At 70.9% G+C, this 19,138-nt stretch carries 15 protein-coding genes and 1 pseudogene; 13 read left to right on the top strand and 3 right to left on the bottom strand.

Going from position 1 to position 19,138, the window contains the following annotated elements:
• A pseudogene (locus KBX34_RS34470) lies at nucleotides 1-122 on the bottom strand (dTDP-glucose 4,6-dehydratase); the annotation flags it as partial.
• A gap of 166 nt (nucleotides 123-288) precedes the next feature.
• On the opposite strand from KBX34_RS34470, the gene KBX34_RS26920 reads away from it, so the two are divergent.
• From KBX34_RS26920 to KBX34_RS26890, 7 genes are all read left to right on the top strand, one after another.
• The gene (locus KBX34_RS26920) at nucleotides 289-1,548 is read left to right on the top strand and encodes a hypothetical protein (protein WP_307871506.1); all 1,260 of its coding nucleotides are present in this window, start codon (nucleotides 289-291) and stop codon (nucleotides 1,546-1,548) included.
• 1 nt (nucleotide 1,549) lies between these two features.
• A complete protein-coding gene (locus KBX34_RS26915; protein WP_210794522.1) occupies nucleotides 1,550-2,398 on the top strand; it encodes a glycosyltransferase in 849 nt (282 codons plus the stop codon).
• Nucleotides 2,398-3,474, top strand: a complete 1,077-nt coding sequence (locus KBX34_RS26910) for a glycosyltransferase family 4 protein (protein ID WP_210794524.1) — start codon at nucleotides 2,398-2,400, stop codon at nucleotides 3,472-3,474. Before KBX34_RS26915 ends, KBX34_RS26910 begins: the two co-directional genes overlap by 1 nt.
• Before the next feature lie 64 nt (nucleotides 3,475-3,538).
• Nucleotides 3,539-4,453, top strand: coding sequence for a glycosyltransferase (locus KBX34_RS26905; RefSeq protein WP_307871505.1), 915 nt, complete (start codon nucleotides 3,539-3,541; stop codon nucleotides 4,451-4,453).
• Nucleotides 4,453-5,319, top strand: a complete 867-nt coding sequence (locus KBX34_RS26900) for a glycosyltransferase (protein WP_210794526.1) — start codon at nucleotides 4,453-4,455, stop codon at nucleotides 5,317-5,319. The genes KBX34_RS26905 and KBX34_RS26900 overlap by 1 nt, the downstream gene beginning before the upstream one ends.
• 44 nt (nucleotides 5,320-5,363) lie before the next feature.
• A complete protein-coding gene (locus KBX34_RS26895; RefSeq protein ID WP_210927692.1) occupies nucleotides 5,364-6,641 on the top strand; it encodes an acyltransferase in 1,278 nt (425 codons plus the stop codon).
• Nucleotides 6,642-6,689: 48 nt separating this feature from the next.
• Nucleotides 6,690-8,342, top strand: coding sequence for a hypothetical protein (locus KBX34_RS26890; RefSeq protein ID WP_210794529.1), 1,653 nt, complete (start codon nucleotides 6,690-6,692; stop codon nucleotides 8,340-8,342).
• Between the two features lie 16 nt (nucleotides 8,343-8,358).
• Here the strand turns inward: KBX34_RS26890 and KBX34_RS26885 are convergent, their stop codons facing one another.
• Together KBX34_RS26885 and KBX34_RS26880 are read right to left on the bottom strand one after the other, a co-directional pair.
• The gene (locus tag KBX34_RS26885) at nucleotides 8,359-9,879 is read right to left on the bottom strand and encodes an O-antigen ligase family protein (RefSeq protein WP_210794531.1); all 1,521 of its coding nucleotides are present in this window, start codon (nucleotides 9,877-9,879) and stop codon (nucleotides 8,359-8,361) included.
• A gap of 23 nt (nucleotides 9,880-9,902) precedes the next feature.
• Nucleotides 9,903-11,057, bottom strand: coding sequence for a hypothetical protein (locus KBX34_RS26880; protein ID WP_307871507.1), 1,155 nt, complete (start codon nucleotides 11,055-11,057; stop codon nucleotides 9,903-9,905).
• A gap of 244 nt (nucleotides 11,058-11,301) precedes the next feature.
• On the opposite strand from KBX34_RS26880, the gene KBX34_RS26875 reads away from it, so the two are divergent.
• Genes KBX34_RS26875 through hutH form a run of 6 tightly spaced genes read left to right on the top strand, consistent with a single transcriptional unit; the run spans nucleotide 11,302 to nucleotide 19,114 of the window.
• Nucleotides 11,302-12,153 carry a MurR/RpiR family transcriptional regulator gene (locus KBX34_RS26875; RefSeq protein WP_210794534.1) on the top strand — a complete coding sequence of 284 codons (852 nt, stop codon included), beginning with the start codon at nucleotides 11,302-11,304 and terminating at the stop codon, nucleotides 12,151-12,153.
• Nucleotides 12,154-12,170: 17 nt separating this feature from the next.
• The gene (hutU, locus tag KBX34_RS26870; protein WP_210927691.1) at nucleotides 12,171-13,829 is read left to right on the top strand and encodes a urocanate hydratase; all 1,659 of its coding nucleotides are present in this window, start codon (nucleotides 12,171-12,173) and stop codon (nucleotides 13,827-13,829) included.
• Nucleotides 13,826-15,028 (top strand): allantoate amidohydrolase, encoded by a 1,203-nt coding sequence (locus KBX34_RS26865; protein WP_210927689.1) that lies wholly within the window; start codon nucleotides 13,826-13,828, stop codon nucleotides 15,026-15,028. The genes hutU and KBX34_RS26865 overlap by 4 nt, the downstream gene beginning before the upstream one ends.
• Nucleotides 15,019-16,386 carry a formimidoylglutamate deiminase gene (locus tag KBX34_RS26860; RefSeq protein WP_210927687.1) on the top strand — a complete coding sequence of 456 codons (1,368 nt, stop codon included), beginning with the start codon at nucleotides 15,019-15,021 and terminating at the stop codon, nucleotides 16,384-16,386. The genes KBX34_RS26865 and KBX34_RS26860 overlap by 10 nt, the downstream gene beginning before the upstream one ends.
• Nucleotides 16,383-17,579, top strand: a complete 1,197-nt coding sequence (gene hutI, locus KBX34_RS26855; RefSeq protein WP_088946441.1) for an imidazolonepropionase — start codon at nucleotides 16,383-16,385, stop codon at nucleotides 17,577-17,579. The genes KBX34_RS26860 and hutI overlap by 4 nt, the downstream gene beginning before the upstream one ends.
• Nucleotides 17,576-19,114, top strand: coding sequence for a histidine ammonia-lyase (hutH, locus tag KBX34_RS26850; RefSeq protein ID WP_210927685.1), 1,539 nt, complete (start codon nucleotides 17,576-17,578; stop codon nucleotides 19,112-19,114). Before hutI ends, hutH begins: the two co-directional genes overlap by 4 nt.
• Nucleotides 19,115-19,138: the final 24 nt, after the last annotated feature.

Here is a 19,138-nt window from a genome sequence, read left to right as displayed (position 1 = left end):
ACGGTCACGACCGCCGGCTCGAGCGGCGGCACGCCGTCGGCACTGCCGAGGGGCTTGCCCAGCAGCAGGCGAACGTACTCCGACCCGATGAATCCGGCTCCGCCGGTGACGAGGATCCTCACGGGTCGGGAAGTCTACGCCGACCGTTCGGCGGCGGCGGCACGTGTTCTGGCACTGCCGGTTAGGGCCGCCCGGACGATTGCAGGTGCAACAGCGTTCCGGTAGAAAGTGCCAGCGACGTACGACTCGTCGTGTTGCACGTGTCGAAAAACGGGGGCGAGAAACGGCGTGTCGCTGGTCAATGCTGCTCGGCCATCGCCGGGTCCGGACACCACACCACCGCCCGGCCGCCGCATAGCGGGCCTGATCCGGCGACTGATCGCACCCGAGCGGCTGTACATCGGAGCGCTCGGTCTGACCGGCCTGGCGGCGGTCCTGTCGGTGGCGCTGCCGCCGGCGGAGCGCGGTGAACTCTCCGCGAACATGGTGAGCGCGACACTGGGCGCGGCCGTCGGTGGTCTGTCCCTGGACACGTTCCTGCTGTCCAGGCCGGGCGGCTGGGTCTTCTCCCGGGGGCGTCCCTGGGTCCTTGCGATGCTGGCGTCCTCGATCCTGCTCTCCGTCGTCGCCGCAGCCGTACTCACCGCGGTCGCCGGGATCGGCAGTTACCTGGTCGGCGTGGGGTCGGCCGCAGGTCTGACGATCTTCAACACGGTCTCGTCGATCGCGCTGCGGCAGAAGGGCTTCATGGCCGTCTACTCGCTGCGGGCGGCGAGCGGCGCGGTCCTGGTCGGTGGTTACGTCGGGCTGTACTTCGCCGGCTACCTCGACGGCGGCCTGTGGAGCATGGTCTGGCTGGTCGTCCAGTGGGTCAGCGCGCTGGCGGTGTGCGGCCTGGTGCTGGGGATGCTCCGGCGGATCGGGCGCGCGCCACGGGCGCAGGCGACCGGGGTGGACTACCGCGCCGACCTGGCCGCCGTCGGCAACCTCCATCTCGGGATCTTCGCCCAGATGATGACGCTCCGGTTCAACCAGATCCTGGTGGCCCGGTTCGTCGGGGCCGGCCCACTCGGCGTGTACGCCCTGGCGGTCGCCGCACTGGAGTTCGCGCAGGCCGGTGCCGTCGTACGGGCGCAGCGAATCCTGGCCAGCCGGGATGGCACGGATGGGCCCGACCCCACCCGAGCCGTGGTCACCGCGGCCCTGCCGGTCGCCCTGGCGGCCGTCCTCGGGCTCGGCGTGCTCGGTTACCTCCAACCCGAGTACCGGCACGCCTGGATCCTCGGCCTTGTCCTCCTGCCCGGTTCGCTGGCCACCGCCGCCGGCAAGAGCTGGAGCGCCCTGCTGCTGAAGAGGCGGGGCGAGCGGGCGACGACTGTGGTCGCCATGATCACCTTGGCGTTCGCGATCCCCGCGTACTTTGCGATCATCCCGTGGGCGGGTGTGTTCGGGGCGGCGATCGCCTCGACGCTCGCCTACGTCGTACACGCCTTCGCCTCCAGAGCGAGCCTGCGACGAGCGCAGTCGCCGAATCATGGGACGGTTTGACATGGATGTCTCGATTGTTGTCCTCGCGTGGGAGGACTTTGAGCGCACCCGCGCCTGTGTCCTGTCGCTGCCGTCGGAGGCGGAGATCGTTGTCGTCGACAACGGCAGCTCACTGCACATCCAGGAGTCGCTCAGCGAGTTCTGCGCCCAGCAGGGCGTCCAGTACGTCCAGTCCGGCTCCAACCTGGGATACGCGCGAGGAATGAACCTCGGCGTGCGCCACACGAGCCGGTCGAACGTGATCCTCTCCAACAACGACATCATCGTGCACGCCGACGCCGTGGCCCGGCTGCTGGCCGCCCTGCAGGACCCGAAGGTGGGCGCGGCCTTCCCGGGCGTCGTCACGCCTTCCGGGGTGTCGCAGACCGAGGGTGGGCGGTTCCTGGGCCTGGGCGTCGGTTTCGCCCACGCCACCGGGCTGAGCCTCGTGCTGCCGAACCTGCGGATCGTCGCGCCACCGGAGAAGGCGGACTGGCTGACCGGGCCCTTCGTCGCCATGCGCCGGAGCACCTTCGACGCCATCGGCGGCGTCGACGAGACCTCGTTCTTCTACTCCGAGGACATGCGGCTGTGCTGGGCCGTCCGTCAGCAGGGCCTGCGACTGGCGTACGTCCCGGAGGCCGTGATCATGCACGAGGACGACGCGACCGCGAAGCGGCGCTGGTCCGAGGAGGAGATCTCCCAGCGCCGCACCCGGGAGTTCATCCGGGCGAGCCGGACCATGGGCGGCCGGCGCGGCCGCATCGCCACGACCGCGTACGTGGGCGGGGTGCTGCTGCGCGCTGCGGTGGGAGGAAACCCGGTCCGCCGCGCCATCGCGCGTGGCGCCGTCGAGGGACTGCGTGCCTGATGAAGGTGTTGTTCGTCTGCACGACGGGCGGCTCGGGCCGGCGGCAGCTCGGTGGCGCCGAGCGCATCCTGACGGAGATCATCCCGGCTCACGCACGTACCGGCCTCGACGTCATCGCCGCCACCTCGGACGACGAGGTGGGCTACGCGCTGCGTGAGGCCGGGGTGCCGTGGATCGGGCTCAGCGCGACCAGCCGGGTCGATCTCGGCTACGCTCGGGAGATCCGCCGCCTCGTCAACGAGGTCCAGCCGGACGTGGTCTGTGCTCATCTGCTGTCGGCGGCGATGCACTCCCGGGCAGCGCTGAGCATGGAACGCAGGCGGACCCCACTCGTCGTCACCCTGCACAACAGTCTCTGGCAGTACCGGGACACGGCCGGGTCGTTCCAGCAGAAGGCGCTCATCCAGTCCAACATCACGCTGGACCTGGCCATGCGTCGCGCCCGTCCACACGCGACGGTGGCGGTGTCCGAGTTTGAGGCCGCCGAACTGCGCGAGCGTGGCGGTGTCAAGAACATCCACCTGATCCCCAACCCGCTGCCCGTCACGTGGCCCAGCCCGAAGCCGCACACCCCACAGCCGGGTCGCCGGCCGGTGGTCGGCTATCTCGGCCGGCTGGAGAAGGAGAAGGGGGTCGATCTCCTGTCCGAGATCGCCGCTCTCCTCCCCGAGTTGGACTTCAAGGTCGCTGGCGCAGGCACGCTGCCGATCGCCCCCCAGCCGAACCTCGACCTCGTCGGCCGGGTCGTCGCAGCGGACTTCCTCCAGGGGATCGACTGCCTCGTGGTGCCGTCCCGGGTCGAGTCGTTCGGGCTCAGCGCGCTGGAGGCGTTGTCGCTCGGCGTACCCGTGGTGCACACCGGCGCCGGCGGCCTCGCCGAGGTCACCCGGCATGCGACGGGCACCCTGGCGTTCCAGGCGGACCTGGCGCCGGCCGCGCTCGCCGACGCCATCCGGCAGGCCGTCGGCCGCCGAGCCGTCGACGAGGCCCAGCGGGTGGCCGAGTGGTACGCCCAGGAGTACGCCTTCGACCGGTGCGTCCAGCGGTGGCAGAGCCTGTACAGGTCCCTCCTGTGACGGGGATGCCGTCGCCCGACCGGTTGTCCGCACGTGATCCGCAAACAGTGAGGGAGGTGTCCGCGTGACAGAGACGTTGACGCTCGTCACGGTTCTCTACCGGTCCAGCGACATGCTCGCCGAGACGCTCCCCACCTGGGTACGCGCCGCCGACGGGCTACCGGTGAGATTCATCTTCGCCGACAACTGGCCGGAGGACGAGAGCGCGAAGGTCATCGCCGACTGTCTGGACGACGACCGGTACGAGTATCTCCCCGACTCGTCGAACCCTGGCTTCGCCGCCGGCTGCAACCGAGCCGTCGCCGCGGTGCGGACGAGCCACGTCCTACTGCTGAACCCGGACGTCTGGTTGCCGGAGGACGCGCTGGCCCGCCTTTTCGCCGCCATCGCGGCGGACCCGGACAGCCCGATCGCCGTGGGTCTCGCGATGCACGGGGGCGAGTACGTCGGCATCGATCTGCACCCGGTCTCGCTCTTCATCGACCGGTCGGTGACGGTGCCGCGCGGACCACTCGGTCCGTCCGGTGGGGCGGCTGTCTTCCCCACCGCCCTCTTCCACCGCTTCGGCGGGTTCTACGAGCACCTGTTCGCCTGGGGTGAGGATGCCGACCTGGCGTTCCGCCTCTACGCGGCGGGCCTGCGGACCCGGCGGCTGGACTTCATGCTCCCGCACGCCGGTGGCCACAGCGTCGAAGGCGACAACAAGCTCCAGGGATTCCGGGCGTTCCTGCTGGCCCGCAATCGCCTCCTGGTCGCCGCGCGGACCTTCACCTGGCCGCTGATGCTCGTCGCGATACCGGTCCTCGCCCTGGCGCACGTGGCGCTGGCCGCCCGACGTGCCCGTCAGGGCCTGCTCCGCCCCTTCCTGCGCGGCGTGGGGCGTGGCCTGCTGGAGGGGCCTGCGGCCCGCCGGCAGTGGAAGGGCAAGCGATTCGGCTTTGCAACCCTGATCAGCTATCTGAGAGTTCGGAGCGCGTGATGTCAGGACACCCGTGGAGTGTCGTAACGGTCACCTACAACTCTGCGGACACGCTCCGGCGGTGCTGGAGCGGTGTCCACAAGCCCTATGAGTGGATCGTCGTCGACAACAACTCCGCCGACGACTCGGCCGCCGTGGCGGAGGAGCTGGGTGCCCGGGTCATCCGGTTGCCGGAGAACGTGGGCTTCTCCAAGGCCAACAACGTTGGCGTACGGCAGACGGCGAGCGAGTACGTGCTGTTCGCCAACCCGGACCTCGAGATCGGGCCGGACGGGTTCGCAACCATGCAGCGCCACCTCGACGTGCACGGTGGTCTGGTCGCGCCTCAGCTGCTCGCGACTGACGGCACGCCCCAGCCCAACGGCCGCGGTTTTCCTTACGCCACGGCGAAGCTGGGTAACCGGAAGATCTGGCCGCTGTCCCGGATGCACGCGAACTACCGGGTGGTGGCGAACGACGGCGAGGCCGTCTACGTGGCGTGGGTCATGGGTGCGGCGGTGGCCGCTCGCACCGCGGACTTCATCGCGATGGGTGGCTGGAACGACAAGTTCTTCCTCTACTACGAGGATCACGAGCTGGGGCTCCGGGCGTGGCGGCACGGCATGCCGGTCGCCCTGCTCGGCGACGTCCGCTGGACCCACCACTGGGCCCGCGCGACCAACTCGTTCCAGTGGTCCCGCGCGCACACCCTGGAACTGCAGAGCGCGAGGACCTTCTTCGGGATGTTCCCGGAGTTCCTGATCGGGTTGCCGACCGCGGCTCGGCGTAACCCGCATGCGGCCCGCCTGATCGGTTCGCCGGTGCCAGCGCAACGGGGCACGGGTGGGTCCGTACCGACGCCAGCTTGGCCGGCAGCGTCCAGCTAGTGTCCGCGTTCTCCCTTCGCCAGCGGGTGATGCGACGAACGACCATGTCGCAGCCATTGGCCGAGGCGTATCGTGGACGTGCGAACAGTTTCGGGGCCCTGCGGCTCGCGTTCGCACTCGCCGTGGTGCTCTCGCACGCGGCCGCGCTCGGCTTCGGGCGGCCGCTCTTCCGACAGGTCGACCTGGGCGACGTGGCGGTAGCCGGATTCTTCACGATCTCCGGGTTCCTGATCGTCCGTTCCGCTCGACGCAGCTCGGTGCCCCGCTTCCTGTGGCACCGGGCTCTGCGGATCTGGCCCGGCCTGTGGATCTGCCTGCTGGTGACGGGCCTGGTCGTCGCACCCCTGCTCCACCTCGATCGGCACGGCACGCTCGACGGACTGTGGCGGAGCCCCGGTGGCGTGCTCGAATACCTGCGGCAGAACTGGTGGGGTGGCCTCCGCCAGTTCGGTATCGCCGACCTGTTGCAGGGCGACACGCCGTACTGGCGGTGGCAGGGTGGCAACACGATCAATGGGTCACTGTGGACCCTCGGTTACGAGATCGTCTGTTATTTGCTGGTCGCCGTGCTGGCGGCGCTCACCTTCCTGCGCCGGCAGTTGCGCTGGCTCGTGCTGCTCGCCGCGTTCGCCGTCTACGGGGTGATCTGCTGGAACTACGTCCTGCACGGCACCAACGGGCAGGGGCTCAGCGACGGGCAGGGCATCTGGGCGACGGGGACGATCGGCCCCCTACCGCTGCTCGGCGCGCTCCAGAAGACCGACCTGCTCTGGTTCGGCTTCATGTTCCTCCTCGGCGGGGTAGCTGAGCTGTACAGCGACCGTCTGCCGATCAACGATCTGCTGGGGGTGCTCGCCCTCGTCGTCTTCGGGTGTTCCGCCGTCAGCGGGCACTTCTTCGGCCCGGGGCTGGTCGCCTATGCGTACGCCATCCTCTGGCTCGCCGTGCGGCTGCCAAAGGCGCTGCACCGGGTCGGAAATCGCAACGACTACTCGTACGGGGTTTACATCTACTCGTTCGTGGTGCAACAGGTCATGGCCACGCTCGGGGTGCAGGCGATCGGTCTCACCGGCTTCTTCCTGGTCAGCGCCATGGTCACTCTCGGAATCGCGTTGCTCTCCTGGCACCTCGTCGAGGAGCCGGCGTTGCGGCTGAAGAACTGGACGCCAGCCATGCTGCGTGAGCCGGAAGACCAGCCGACACCGCGCGACGATGGTAGCCCGACCGGTGACGGACCGCCCGGGAGCATCATCGCGCCAGTCGATCGCTTCCGCAGCCCCGGAACCGGCCGCGAATCTGCTGTGGCACCAACGGCTGGTTAGGGACGACATGACGCTCCGCTCTTCCCGACGACGCCGTCAGGTTGGAGCATGACGCATGGTCGTTCCGCACTCGGGATGGGAATCGGTGTGGTCGTACAACTCGTCCGTGAGGACGTGAGCCGTTCCGACGCGTCGGCGGTGCCTGCGACCAGGCGCCGTGGCAAGCCGGCGGACTGGATCGCGATGGCCGTCCTGGTGGCTCTGATCCCGGTGATCCACGACCTCAGGACCACGCTCACGGCGTCGTACTGGCTCGACGAGGCGTGGGTCGCGCTATCGGTACGGCTGCCGCTCAGCGATCTGCCGGTGGCGACCTCGTCGACCCCGCTCGGGTGGAGTTTCCTGCTGCAACTGGTGCCGGACACCGATTACCTGCGGGTGGTGCCGATCGCGTTCCATGGGCTCTCGGTTGTCGCCGCGTACGTGCTCGGTCGGTCCCTGCACTGGCCGACGCAACGCCTCAGGGTCGTCGCGGGGTTCGTCTCCGGGGCGGCGGTGCTGCTCCTGCCTGCGCAGCAGATCCGCCACGATCTCAAGCAGTACACGGCCGACGCCGCCGTCACCGTGGCTCTGCTCGCGCTAGGTGCCTGGGCCGAGCGCACCTGGTCGCGCAGACGGCTCCGGGTGATCACGGCGGCGGTCACCGGGGGGATGTTGTTCAGTCACGTGACCGCGATCGCCGCCCCATGTGTGTTCGGCGGGTTGCTGCTGGTCACCGCGATGCGGCAGCAGTGGGCCCGGCTGCGGGAGGTGGTCGCGGCAGGGCTCTGCACGGTCACCATCATCGTGATCATCTATTTCAGCATCTCCGCCCAGGGCAAGAACGACGCGATGCAGCGGTTCTGGGCCGACAGTTTCCCCAGCCTCACCGAGCTGCCCGGTTACCTCGGCCAGCAAATCGACGCCCTGACCCCGGTGCTGGGCGCACCCGCCCTTGTCGTCGGCGGTCTGCTCGTCGCCGGCGTCGTCACCATCGTCCGACAGGGCCGTCCCGCCTGCGCGACCGCGGTCGTCCTGCTGCCCGTGGCGGTGACAACACTGGGAGTCGCCAGGTCCTATCCGCTGTTGGAGCTTCGTACCTCCCACTTCCTGCTCGTCACGACGGCCACGGTGGCCGGCATCGGCGTCGTCGGCCTTGCCCACGGTGTGGTTACACTGGTACGACGCTGGGTCCCCCAGTTGCCGCCCACCGTGGCGACCGTGGCGATCTGCGCGGTCATGCTGACCACGTTCGGAGTGCACAACGAACGCTGGTACCGGTTCGACGGCAACAAGTCGGGGCTCTACTACCTCGCCATGTCGGTGACCGACATCCGTTCGTCGACGGAGTACGTGGCCACGCACCGGTCCCGCAACGACGTCGTCGTGGTGAACGCGGGGGCCTGGTACGGCTTCGCCTTCTACTCCAAGCCCGACCCGGTCAAGATTGTCGCGCGATACGGCAACACCGTCGGTTGGTGGGTGGACATGCCGACCCGATCCGATGTCGTGGTGGTCCGGGACCTCGACGAGCAGGCGATCCGCGCCGGCCTCACCCAGGCCCTGGCCCTGGCAGGACGACGTGGTGGCGCCCGGATCTGGCTTATCCGCTCACACGTCATCGGCGAGGAGGCGAATGCCTGGCGGACGGTTCTCGCCGACTACCGCGTCGAGCAGGCCTTCGACGGAGTCGAACCGGTCATGCTGATCAGCGAGGGCTGACCAAGCCGCCCTGCGGCTACCGCGTCAGGGACCGTCCCTCAGCCGACCGCGGCCGGGGTGGATTGCCCGCTGGCTGCCCCGTCGACCGCGGCGTGTCCGCCCCGGCGAGCGCGACCGCCAGGACGAACACGGCAACCGCTCCGAGCCAGAGCCAGGCGTCGAAGAAGAAGATCTGTGCCGCGAGCCCGACCAGGAGGATGCGGGTCGTCACCGAACGCAGGCGCCACCAGAGCATCGTCAGCAGCGACAACAGGCCGGCCAGGCCGAGCAACCCGTAGTTGTACCAGAAGGTCAGGTAGGTGTTGTCGAAAACCTGCGCCTCACCATCACCGATGGCGACCCTCTCCAGGTAACGGACATTTGACTCGGGACCGTTGCCGAACACCACTGTCGACCAGTCCTTAGTGATGCCGTTCCAGACCACGCTGATTCGGGCGAAGCGCGCGTTCGCGCTGGCCGACTGCAGGGGGTCGGAGATGCGCGACTCTGCCGCGCCGGCGGGATCGGCAGGCCCCTTGGCGGGGCCGGAGGAGCCCGGGGGGGACGTGCCGGAGCCCGGTGCGGGAGTGGGTGTCGTCGGCGACCCGGGAAACCAGGTCGGCCCGGGTGCGGCAGTGGTGATGAACGAGAAGGCCGATGGTTTGACGGCCACCAGCATCAGGGCCGTCGCGGCGATGAGGATCGCGCTGCCTACACCGCGCCAGGAGATCGTGCGCCACTGCAACAGCAGCCAGAGCGCGAGGGCGAGTACGATGCCCACCCATGCGCTGCGGGTGCCGGAGAGCACCAGCCCCACGAGGTTCGCGACGACGGGGACGTACCAGTATTTTCCCCGGATGGTCAGCGCGATGAGAGCCATCGCCATCGCGAAGCTGCCGTAGATGATGGGATGTCCCGAGATTCCCACCGCGCGGGTCGCGTCGAACGCCGACGTGTAGGTCCAGTGGTAGGCGAGTTGGTCGAAGATCGGCCAGCTCAGGGTGATCGTCTGATACTTGGCGAACGCGGCGACGGGAACGCTGAACCAGGTGAGCCACTCGGCGATCCGGATGATCAGCTGTCGATCGCGACGGGCTTCCTCGATGACATGCCAGCAGAGCACACCGACACAGGCGAGCGGGGCGAGACCGACGACGATCGGCTTGACCCCGTGCCAGTGCACCAGACCGGAGATCAGCCCACACAGCGGGAGGACGAGCACCGCCAGGATGACGTTCCGCCGCCACCCGTCGCGCTCGGCGCGCAGCAGGCGCCCCCAGACCGCGAGGACGAACAGGAGCAGCAGCAGGGTGTACGACGGGTTGGTGGGGTAGCCGAAGTTGATGGTGACCGGGATCGCGAAGGCGACGATGAACACCGCCCAGGTGATCCGGACAGCGTCGAGCAGCACCCAACCGAGCACGGCACCGACGGCGACTCCGACCGACAGATCCCACCTGCCGACCACCAGGAACGCGACGGCGAGCACGCCCAGGCCGATGCCGAGAATGCGGTCCAAGCCCCCCGTGCCCTTGACCTTTTCGGCCAACGAACGCATCCCCCGATTGTTGTTGTCCACGATCAGCTACCGCGGCGCCACAGATCCCGCAGAGCGTCCCAGTTGCCAGCGATGCCCTGCTCGCAGGGCGTTTCGACGTAGTAGGCGCCGTTGGAGTTGTCCGGGTCCCACCAGAGACCGCAGATCGGCTTTCCATCCCCGCCGTCGAAGGCGTACTCAAGATAGCTGCCGGCCGTGTTGGTCACGCCGCCAGTCGTGCGGGTCGCCTCACGCATGCCTGGTGCCAGCGAAGCGCCGGAGAAGTTGAGCCCCAACCGGAACTTGCGCGCAGCGGACTTCTGAGTGTCACCCGGGTACAGCACGAAGTGCAACCACGCACCGCTGTGGTCGCAGAAGACGTGTTGCTTCTCGTCCGAGGGCAACTTCGGCGCACCGGGAGTGTTGTACGACACACACCCGCCGATTCGGCTCAGCCAAGGCTTGGCCAAGGGTGCCAGCTCGCCCTGGAAGGTGCTGGTGTTGATGGAGAGCTGGGTGGCCTCGTACGGCGAGAGGGAGGCACTGGCCGATGGTGTCGGCGAGTCTCCCCCGCCAGCGCCAGCCTTGCCGACGAAGAACCCCGCTGCTCCGGCAATCAACGCGATCACCAACGCGCCTACCGGCAGGATCCACTTGGGCCGCTTCGGATCGCGTCGCACCGGCGCGATCCGACGAGCCGTACCGCCGAACGGGTCGTGCGGGGCCGGGAACGGCGCAGGAGTGCTGGTGACCACGGGCGGCCCGCTCTGCGAGGCCACGGGTGAAGTGGGCGCCCCGGAGACGGGATGTGGGGATGCGGACACCGGCTGCCCGGAGACCGGGCTCGCGTGCATCGCCCAGGGGAGCTGCGGCGGATGCGCTGCCAGCTCCGGCGCACCGGAGACCGACTTCGGCGGCCCACTGACCTGCTGCGGCACGCCGGACACCGGCGGCGCCGAGGAGGGCGGCGCCGAGACCGGCAGGTCGGGCACCGGCTGGTAGTCCATACCGAGGCTCTGGAAGAGCCGCTGCGGGGCGTGCCCCTCGTTGGCCCGGTAGGCCACCCAGGGGTGGGCGGCGGAAAGGTCGGCATCCGCGTATGGGTGGCCGCCGGCGGCCTGGGCCAGCGCGTTGGCCGCCGCGGCAAAGGCCGTCCGCCAGCGCTCGTCGGACGCGGCAACCCCGTCCAAGACGGCCACTGTGGCGAACTGGCCTTCCCCGTCGACCGCGGCCCAGGCCTTGCCAACCTGACACGCGCCCAACATATGGGTGTACCTGTATGGGCTCTCCGCCTGCATCCCACTCCTCCGCTCAAGCGCCGAGCGGATCCTACAGAGCCGACGCCATCTCAGCGTCCCGCCGGTCGGCCGTGCGACAGCTCAGGAGAACGGACGGTTGCGGCAAACCTTGCCGACTGAAAGTTTTGATGCATAGAGTCACGGCGTGAATGAAGAAGCGGCTGCGGCGTCGGTCGAGCAGGTGCTCGACCTGTTCGACGGGGTGCGCCTCACCCCCACCCAGCGCCGCATCGCGCACTGCCTCGTGCAGCACGCCCCCGCCGTGGCGTACCTGTCCGCCGCCGAGGTCGCCGAGTTGGCCGGGGTAAGTCAGCCGTCGGTCACCCGGTTCGCCGTCGCGCTCGGCCACGACGGCTACCCGGCGCTGCGCCGCCGGCTGCGCGACCTCACCATCGCAACGCCGGCCGGATCGGCGGACAGTGGAAACGAACTCCAGCAGGCGGTACGCGCGGAGATGGGAAACCTGGACCGGCTGGCCGCTCAGCTCGCCGACCGGGACCGGATCGCCGAGACCGGGCGGCTGCTCGCCGAGAGCCGCCCACTGCCGGTGCTCGGCCTGCGCGCCGCCGCGCCGCTGGCCGCGTACTTCGCCTACTTCGCGGCGAAGGTGCACCCGGACGTACGGGTCCTCGACGACGGCGGCAGCCTGCTCACCGACCGGCTGGAGCAGGCGGCCGAGGCGGGTGCGTCCGCCGTGCTCGCCTTCGTGCTGCCCCGCTACCCACGGGAGACCCTGGACGCGCTGCGCGACGCCCGCGCCGCCGGGCTGACCGTGGTGGCGATCACCGACTCGCCGGTCAGCCCGGCCACCGAGCACGCCGACGTGGTGCTCGCCGCGGCTGTCGGCGCGCAGCTCGTGTTCGATCTGCACACCGCACCGATGACCCTGGCCATGGTGCTGTTGCAGGCGATCTGCGACGCCACCCCGGCCGACACCCAGCGCCGACTGGAGGCGTTCGAAGCCTCCGCGGCCCGCCGACAGTTGTTCCTCGGTTGACCGGAGGAGAACCAGAGATGACCCAGCCCATTCGTGCCGCACGGGGCAGCCAGCTCACCACCCGCGGGTGGCAGCAGGAGGGCGCCCTGCGGATGTTGATGAACAACCTCGACCCCGAGGTGGCCGAACGCCCCGACGATCTGGTGGTCTACGGCGGCACCGGCAAGGCGGCGCGGGACTGGCCGTCGTACCACGCGTTGGTTCGCACGCTGACTGACCTGCGTGAGGACGAGACGATGTTGGTGCAGTCGGGTCGCCCGGTCGGGGTGATGCGTACGCACGAGTGGGCACCCCGGGTGCTGCTGGCCAACTCGAACCTGGTGGGCGACTGGGCGACCTGGCCGGAGTTCCGCCGGCTGGAGCAGCTGGGCCTGACCATGTACGGGCAGATGACCGCCGGTTCGTGGATCTACATCGGCACTCAGGGCATCCTCCAGGGCACCTACGAGACGTTCTCGGCGGTGGCCGCCAAGCGGTTCAACAGCACTCTCGCGGGGACGCTGACGCTGACCGCCGGATGCGGTGGGATGGGCGGCGCGCAGCCCCTCGCGGTCACCATGAACGGCGGCGTCTGCCTGATCGTCGACGTGGACCGCACCCGGCTCGACCGTCGGGTGCACGACCGTTACCTGGACGAGGTCGCCGACTCCCTGGACGACGCGGTCGCGCGGGTCCTCGCCGCGAAGCGGGATCGCCGGGCACTGAGCGTCGGCGTGGTCGGCAACGCCGCCGAGGTCTTCCCGGAGCTGCTCACCCGTGGCGTCGAGATCGACATCGTGACCGACCAGACCAGCGCGCACGACCCGCTGGCGTACCTGCCGGTGGGGGTGGAGCTGGCCGACGCCCGCGACTACGCCACGGCGAAGCCGGCCGAGTTCACCGACCGGGCCCGGGCGTCGATGGCGAAGCACGTCGAGGCGATGGTCGGTTTCCTGGACGCCGGCGCCGAGGTGTTCGACTACGGCAATTCGATCCGGGGCGAGGCGCAGCTTGCCGGCTACCAGCGAGCCTTCGACTTCCCGGGCTTCGTGCCCGCGTACATCCGGCCGTTGTTCTGTGAGGGCAAGGGGCCGTTCCGGTGGGCGGCGCTCTCCGGCGACCCGGCCGACATCGCGGCCACCGACCGGGCGATCCTGGAGCTGTTCCCGGAGAACGAGTCGCTGGCCCGTTGGATCAAGCTGGCCGGCGAGCGGGTCGCCTTCCAGGGCCTGCCGGCCCGGATCTGCTGGCTCGGTCAGGGCGAGCGGGACAAGGCGGGTGTGCGGTTCAACGACATGGTCGCCTCCGGCGAGCTCTCCGCGCCGGTCGTGATCGGCCGGGACCACCTGGACACCGGCAGCGTCGCCAGCCCGTACCGGGAGACCGAGGGCATGGCCGACGGCTCCGACGCGATCGCCGACTGGCCGCTGCTCAACGCCATGGTCAACACCGCCAGCGGCGCCTCCTGGGTGTCCATCCACCACGGCGGTGGGGTGGGCATCGGCCGGTCGATCCACGCCGGGCAGGTCTGCGTGGCCGACGGCACCGCCCTGGCCGGCCAGAAGATCGAGCGGGTGCTCACCAACGACCCGGCGATGGGCGTCATCCGGCACGTCGACGCCGGCTACGAGAGCGCCCGCGAGGTCGCCGACCGCACCGGCGTCCGTGTGCCGATGACGGAAGGCGGACCGGCATGAGCGACGACCTTGCTGCCCGGTTCCGGGAGTTGTGGGACGAGATCGCGCCGGTCGGGCGGGACGCCGACAGCGGCGGCTACCTGCGGTACGCGTTGACCGCCCCGGAGATCGAGCTGCGCGGCTGGTTCCGCGCACAGGCTGAGCAACGTGCCATGCCGGTCACCGAGGACGGCAACGGCAACCTCTTCGCCCACTGGGGTGACCCGGAGGGCGAGGATGCCGTGCTCACCGGCAGCCACTTCGACTCGGTGCCGCACGGCGGGGCGTACGACGGGCCGCTCGGCATCGTCAGCGCGTTCCTCGCCGTGGACGAGCTGCGCGCTGCCGGGGTGACCCCGGACCGGCCGCTGGTGCTGGCGGCGTTCGTGGAGGAGGAGGGTGCGCGCTTCGGCGTACCGTGCCTGGGGTCGCGGCTGCTCACCGGGGCGCTGCCGCCAGAGCGCGCGGCCGGCCTGCGCGACGCGGCCGGGGTGAGTTTCGCCGAGGCGCTCGGCGACAAACCGGCGGGCGCCCGCCCGGAGCTGCTGGGCCGGTTCGGCGCCTTCGTGGAGTTGCACGTCGAGCAGGGCCGCGCGCTCGTCGACACCGACGCGCCGGTCGCGGTGGCCAGCGCGATCTGGCCGCACGGCCGGTGGCGCTTCGACGTCGACGGCGAGGGCAACCACGCGGGCACCACCCGGATGGCCGACCGCCGCGACCCGATGCTGACGTACGCGTTCACGGTGCTGGCGGCCAACAAGGAGGCCCGGCTGCGGGGCGCGCACGCCACAGTGGGTCGGGTCTCCGTCGAACCCAACGCCACCAACGCCATCCCGTCGAGGGTGACCGGTTGGCTGGACGCCCGGGCCGCCGACCCGCAGACCCTCGCCGGCCTGGTCGAGGCGGTACGCGGCAAGCTCGCCGAGCGGGCGCGGCGCGACGGTACGGCGGTGACGGTCACCGAGGAGTCGGCGACCCCGCTGGTCGCCTTCGACGGCGGGCTGGCGCAACGGCTGGCCGCGCTGCTCGACGCGCCGGTGCTACCCACCGGTGCGGGACACGACGCCGGTGTGCTCGCCGGGCACCTGCCCACCGCGATGCTCTTCGTGCGCAACCCGACCGGGGTGTCGCACTCCCCCGCCGAGGCGGCCACCGACGACGACTGTGCCGCCGGGGTCCGGGCGCTGGCCCAGGTGTTGAAGGAGCTGACATGCCGGTGACACCGACCCGCTGGCTCGCCGAGTACGCCTGGCTGCCCGAGCACGCCGAACCCACGCCCGACGTGCTGATCGAGGTCGAGGACGGCCGGATCAGCGCAGTGACGCCACTGACGCCCGAGAGTCAGCCACCGGCCGGGGTCGAGGTGCACGCCGACGCGGTGCCGCTGCCCGGCCTGACCCTGCCCGGCCTGTCCAACGTGCACTCACACGCCTTCCACCGGGCTCTGCGCGGGCGTACCCACGGGGGCCGGGGCGACTTCTGGACCTGGCGGGACCAGATGTACGCGGTGGCGGACCGCCTGGACCCCGACACCTACCTCGCCCTGGCCCGTGCGGTCTACGCCGAGATGGCGCTGGCCGGAATCACCTGTGTGGGCGAGTTCCACTACCTGCACCACCGGCCCGACGGCGGCGCCTACGACGACCCGAACGAGATGGGCGCTGCGCTGGTCGAGGCCGCCGCGCACGCCGGGATCCGGCTGACCCTGCTGGACACCTGCTACCTGACCTCCAGCGTGGACGGTCAGGCGCTCGCCGGCCCGCAGCGCCGGTTCGGTGACGGCGACGCGGCCCGCTGGGCGCAACGGGCATCGGCGTTCCAGCCGACGGACTCCCACGTCCGGGTCGGCGCGGCCGTGCACTCGGTGCGGGCCGTCCCGGCCGACCAGCTCCGAACGGTCGCCGACTGGGCCCGGGAACGGCGGGCACCTCTGCACGTGCACCTCTCCGAGCAGCCCGCCGAGAACGACGAGTGCCGGGCCGTGCACGGGCGCTCGCCCACCGCGCTGCTCGCCGAGCACGGTGTGCTCGGGCCGGACACCACCGCCGTGCACGCCACCCACCCGACCAGCGCCGACCTGACGCTGCTCGGCGACAGCCGGACCGGGGTGTGCCTCTGCCCGACCACCGAACGGGACCTCTCCGACGGCATCGGCCCGGCCCGCCTGATGGCCGACGCCGGGATCCGGCTGAGCCTGGGCAGCGACAGTCACGCGGTGGTCGACCTGTTCGAGGAGGCCCGGGCGGTGGAGCTGGACGAGCGCCTACGGACCCGCCGACGCGGCCACTTCGCGCCCGTCGACCTGCTGACGGCGGCCAGCGCCACCGGGCACGCCGCGCTGGGCTGGGCCGACGCCGGGAGGATCGCCGTCGGCGCCCGCGCCGACCTGGTGACGGTACGGCTGGACACCGCCCGCACCGCCGGAGTGCCGCCGGTGGGTGTGTTCTTCGCGGCCTCCGCGGCAGACGTCGAACAGGTCGTCGTCGACGGTCGGGTGGTGGTGGCCGACGGCCGGCACCTGAGCGTGGACGTGCCGGCCGAGCTGTCGGCGTCGATCGAGGCGGTCACGCCCTCATGAGCAGCATGCTGGTCGACAACATCGGGGAGCTGGTCACCAACGGTGCCGGTGAGGGCCCGCTGGGCATTCGCCGGGACGCGGCAGTGCTGGTCGAGGAGGGCCGGGTGGTCTGGGTCGGGCCGTCCGCGTACGCGCCGGCGGCTGACCGGCGACTCGACGCCGGCGGGGCGGCCGTGCTGCCCGGCTTCGTGGACAGCCACGCCCACCTGGTCTTCGCCGGGGATCGCGCCGCCGAGTTCGCCGCGCGGATGGCCGGTGAGCCCTACACCGGCGGCGGCATCCGGACCACTGTCGGAGCGACCCGGGCCGCCACCGACGACGAGCTACGGGCCACCGTGCGCCGGCTGCGCGGGGAGGCGCTGCGCCAGGGCACCACGACCATGGAGATCAAGAGTGGGTACGGGCTGACCGTCGCCGACGAGGCCCGCTCGTTGCGGATCGCCGCCGAGTTCACCGAGGACACCACCTATCTCGGCGCGCACGTGGTGCCCGCCGAGTACGCCGACCGCCCCGACGACTACGTGGGGCTGGTCTGCGGGCCGATGCTGGCCGCCGCCGCGCCGCACGCCAAGTGGATCGACGTGTTCTGCGAGCGGGGTGCCTTCGACGTGGACCACGCCCGGGCGATCCTGGCCTGCGGTCAGGCCGTCGGGCTCGGTGTGCGGGTGCACGCCAACCAGCTCGGCCCCGGACCGGGCGTGCAGCTCGGCGTGGAGCTGGGCGCGGCCAGCGTGGACCACTGCACCTACCTGTCCGACGCCGATGTCGACGCGCTTGCGTCCTCCCTGGTCGACTGCATGTGCCATGAGGGTCCGCACACCAGCACCGTCGCGACCCTGCTTCCCGGCGCGGAGTTCTCCACCCGCTCGCCCTACCCGGACGCCCGCCGGCTGCTCGACGCCGGTGTGACCGTGGCGCTGGCGACGGACTGCAACCCCGGCTCCTCGTACACCTCGTCGATGGCGTTCTGTGTGGCCCTGGCGGTCCGCGAGATGCGGATGACCCCGGCGGAGGCGGTCTGGGCCGCGACCGCCGGTGGCGCGCGGGCGCTGCGCCGCGACGACATCGGTGTCCTCACCCCCGGCGCGCGGGCCGACCTCGTGGTCCTGGACGCGCCGTCCTACCTGCACCTGGCCTACCGGCCCGGTGTCCCCCTGATCCGCCAGGTAATGCGCAACGGAGTAACGCCATGACGACCGTGACCATCCAACCCACCGGAATCTCCGCCGACGACGTTCTCGCGGTGGCCCGCGGCAGCGCCACGATCGTCCTCGACCCGGCAGCCATCGACGCGATGGCGACCAGTCGGGCCATCGTGGACGGCATCGAGTCGTCCGGCCGTCCCGTCTACGGGGTCTCCACCGGGTTCGGGGCGCTGGCCAACACCTTCATCGCCCCCGAGCGGCGGGCTGAGCTGCAACACGCGCTGATCCGGTCGCACGCCGCCGGGGTGGGCGCCCCGATGCCGCGCGAGGTGGTCCGGGCCATGATGGTGCTGCGGGTCCGGTCGCTCGCCCTCGGCCGCTCCGGGGTCCGGCCGCTGGTCGCCGAGGCCCTGATCGACCTGCTCAACCACGACATCACCCCGTGGGTGCCGGAGCACGGCTCGCTGGGCGCCTCCGGTGACCTGGCGCCGCTGGCGCACTGCGCGCTGGTGCTGCTCGGTGAGGGCTGGGTCCTCGGCCCGGCCGGCGAGCGGCAGGACGCGGCCGACGCGCTGACCGCCGCCGGGCTCAAGCCGATCGAGCTGGCCGCCAAGGAGGGGCTGGCGCTGATCAACGGCACCGACGGCATGCTCGGCATGCTGCTGCTGGCCATCCACGACGCGGCGCACCTGTTCGCCATGGCCGACGTGACGGCCGCGCTGGCCATCGAGGCGATGCTCGGCTCCGAGCGACCGTTCCTGCCCGAGCTGCACGCCATCCGGCCGCACCCCGGCCAGGCCGCGTCGGCGGCGAACATCCACCGGCTGTTGCAGGACTCCCGGGTGATGGACTCGCACCGCGACGACCTGGCGCACGCCGTGCAGGACGCGTACTCGATGAGGTGTGCCCCGCAGGTGGCCGGCGCGGCCCGCGACACCCTGGACTTCGTCCGCACAGTCGCGGGTCGGGAGCTGGTGTCCGTTGTGGACAACCCGGTGGTGCTGCCGGACGGGCGGGTCGAGTCGACAGGTAACTTCCACGGCGCGCCGCTCGGCTTCGCCGCGGACTTCCTGGCCATCGCCGCGGCCGAGGTGGGCGCGATCGCCGAGCGTCGGGTGGACCGGCTGCTCGACGTCACCCGTTCCCGGGAACTGCCGGCGTTCCTCTCCCCCGACGCCGGGGTCAACTCCGGGCTGATGATCGCCCAGTACACGGCGGCGGGGATCGTCGCCGAGAACCGTCGGCTGGCCGCCCCCGCCTCGGTGGACTCCCTGCCCACCAGCGGCATGCAGGAGGACCACGTCTCGATGGGCTGGGCCGCGGCCAAGAAGCTGCGCACCGTGCTGGACAATCTCACCAGCCTGCTCGCGGTGGAGCTGCTGGCCGGCGTACGCGGTCTGCAACTGCGCGCCCCGCTGGAGCCGTCAGCGGCCGGGCGGGCGGCCGTCGCGGCGCTCGGCCCGGCGGCTGGCGAGCCCGGCCCGGACGTGTTCCTCGCCCCGGTGATGGAGGCGGCCCGCGCCGTCGTCGCCGGGCCGGAGTTGCGCGCCGCCATCGAACGGGAGGTCGGCCCGCTGGGCTGACCTCCGCCGGGTCGCTGTCGTCCG

This window comes from Micromonospora sp. M61 (assembly GCF_018070245.1).
GTDB classification, from domain to species: Bacteria; Actinomycetota; Actinomycetes; order Mycobacteriales; family Micromonosporaceae; genus Micromonospora; species Micromonospora zamorensis.
Note: the sequence above shows the minus strand (reverse complement) of the source record. Positions and strands in the feature narration are given on the sequence as shown.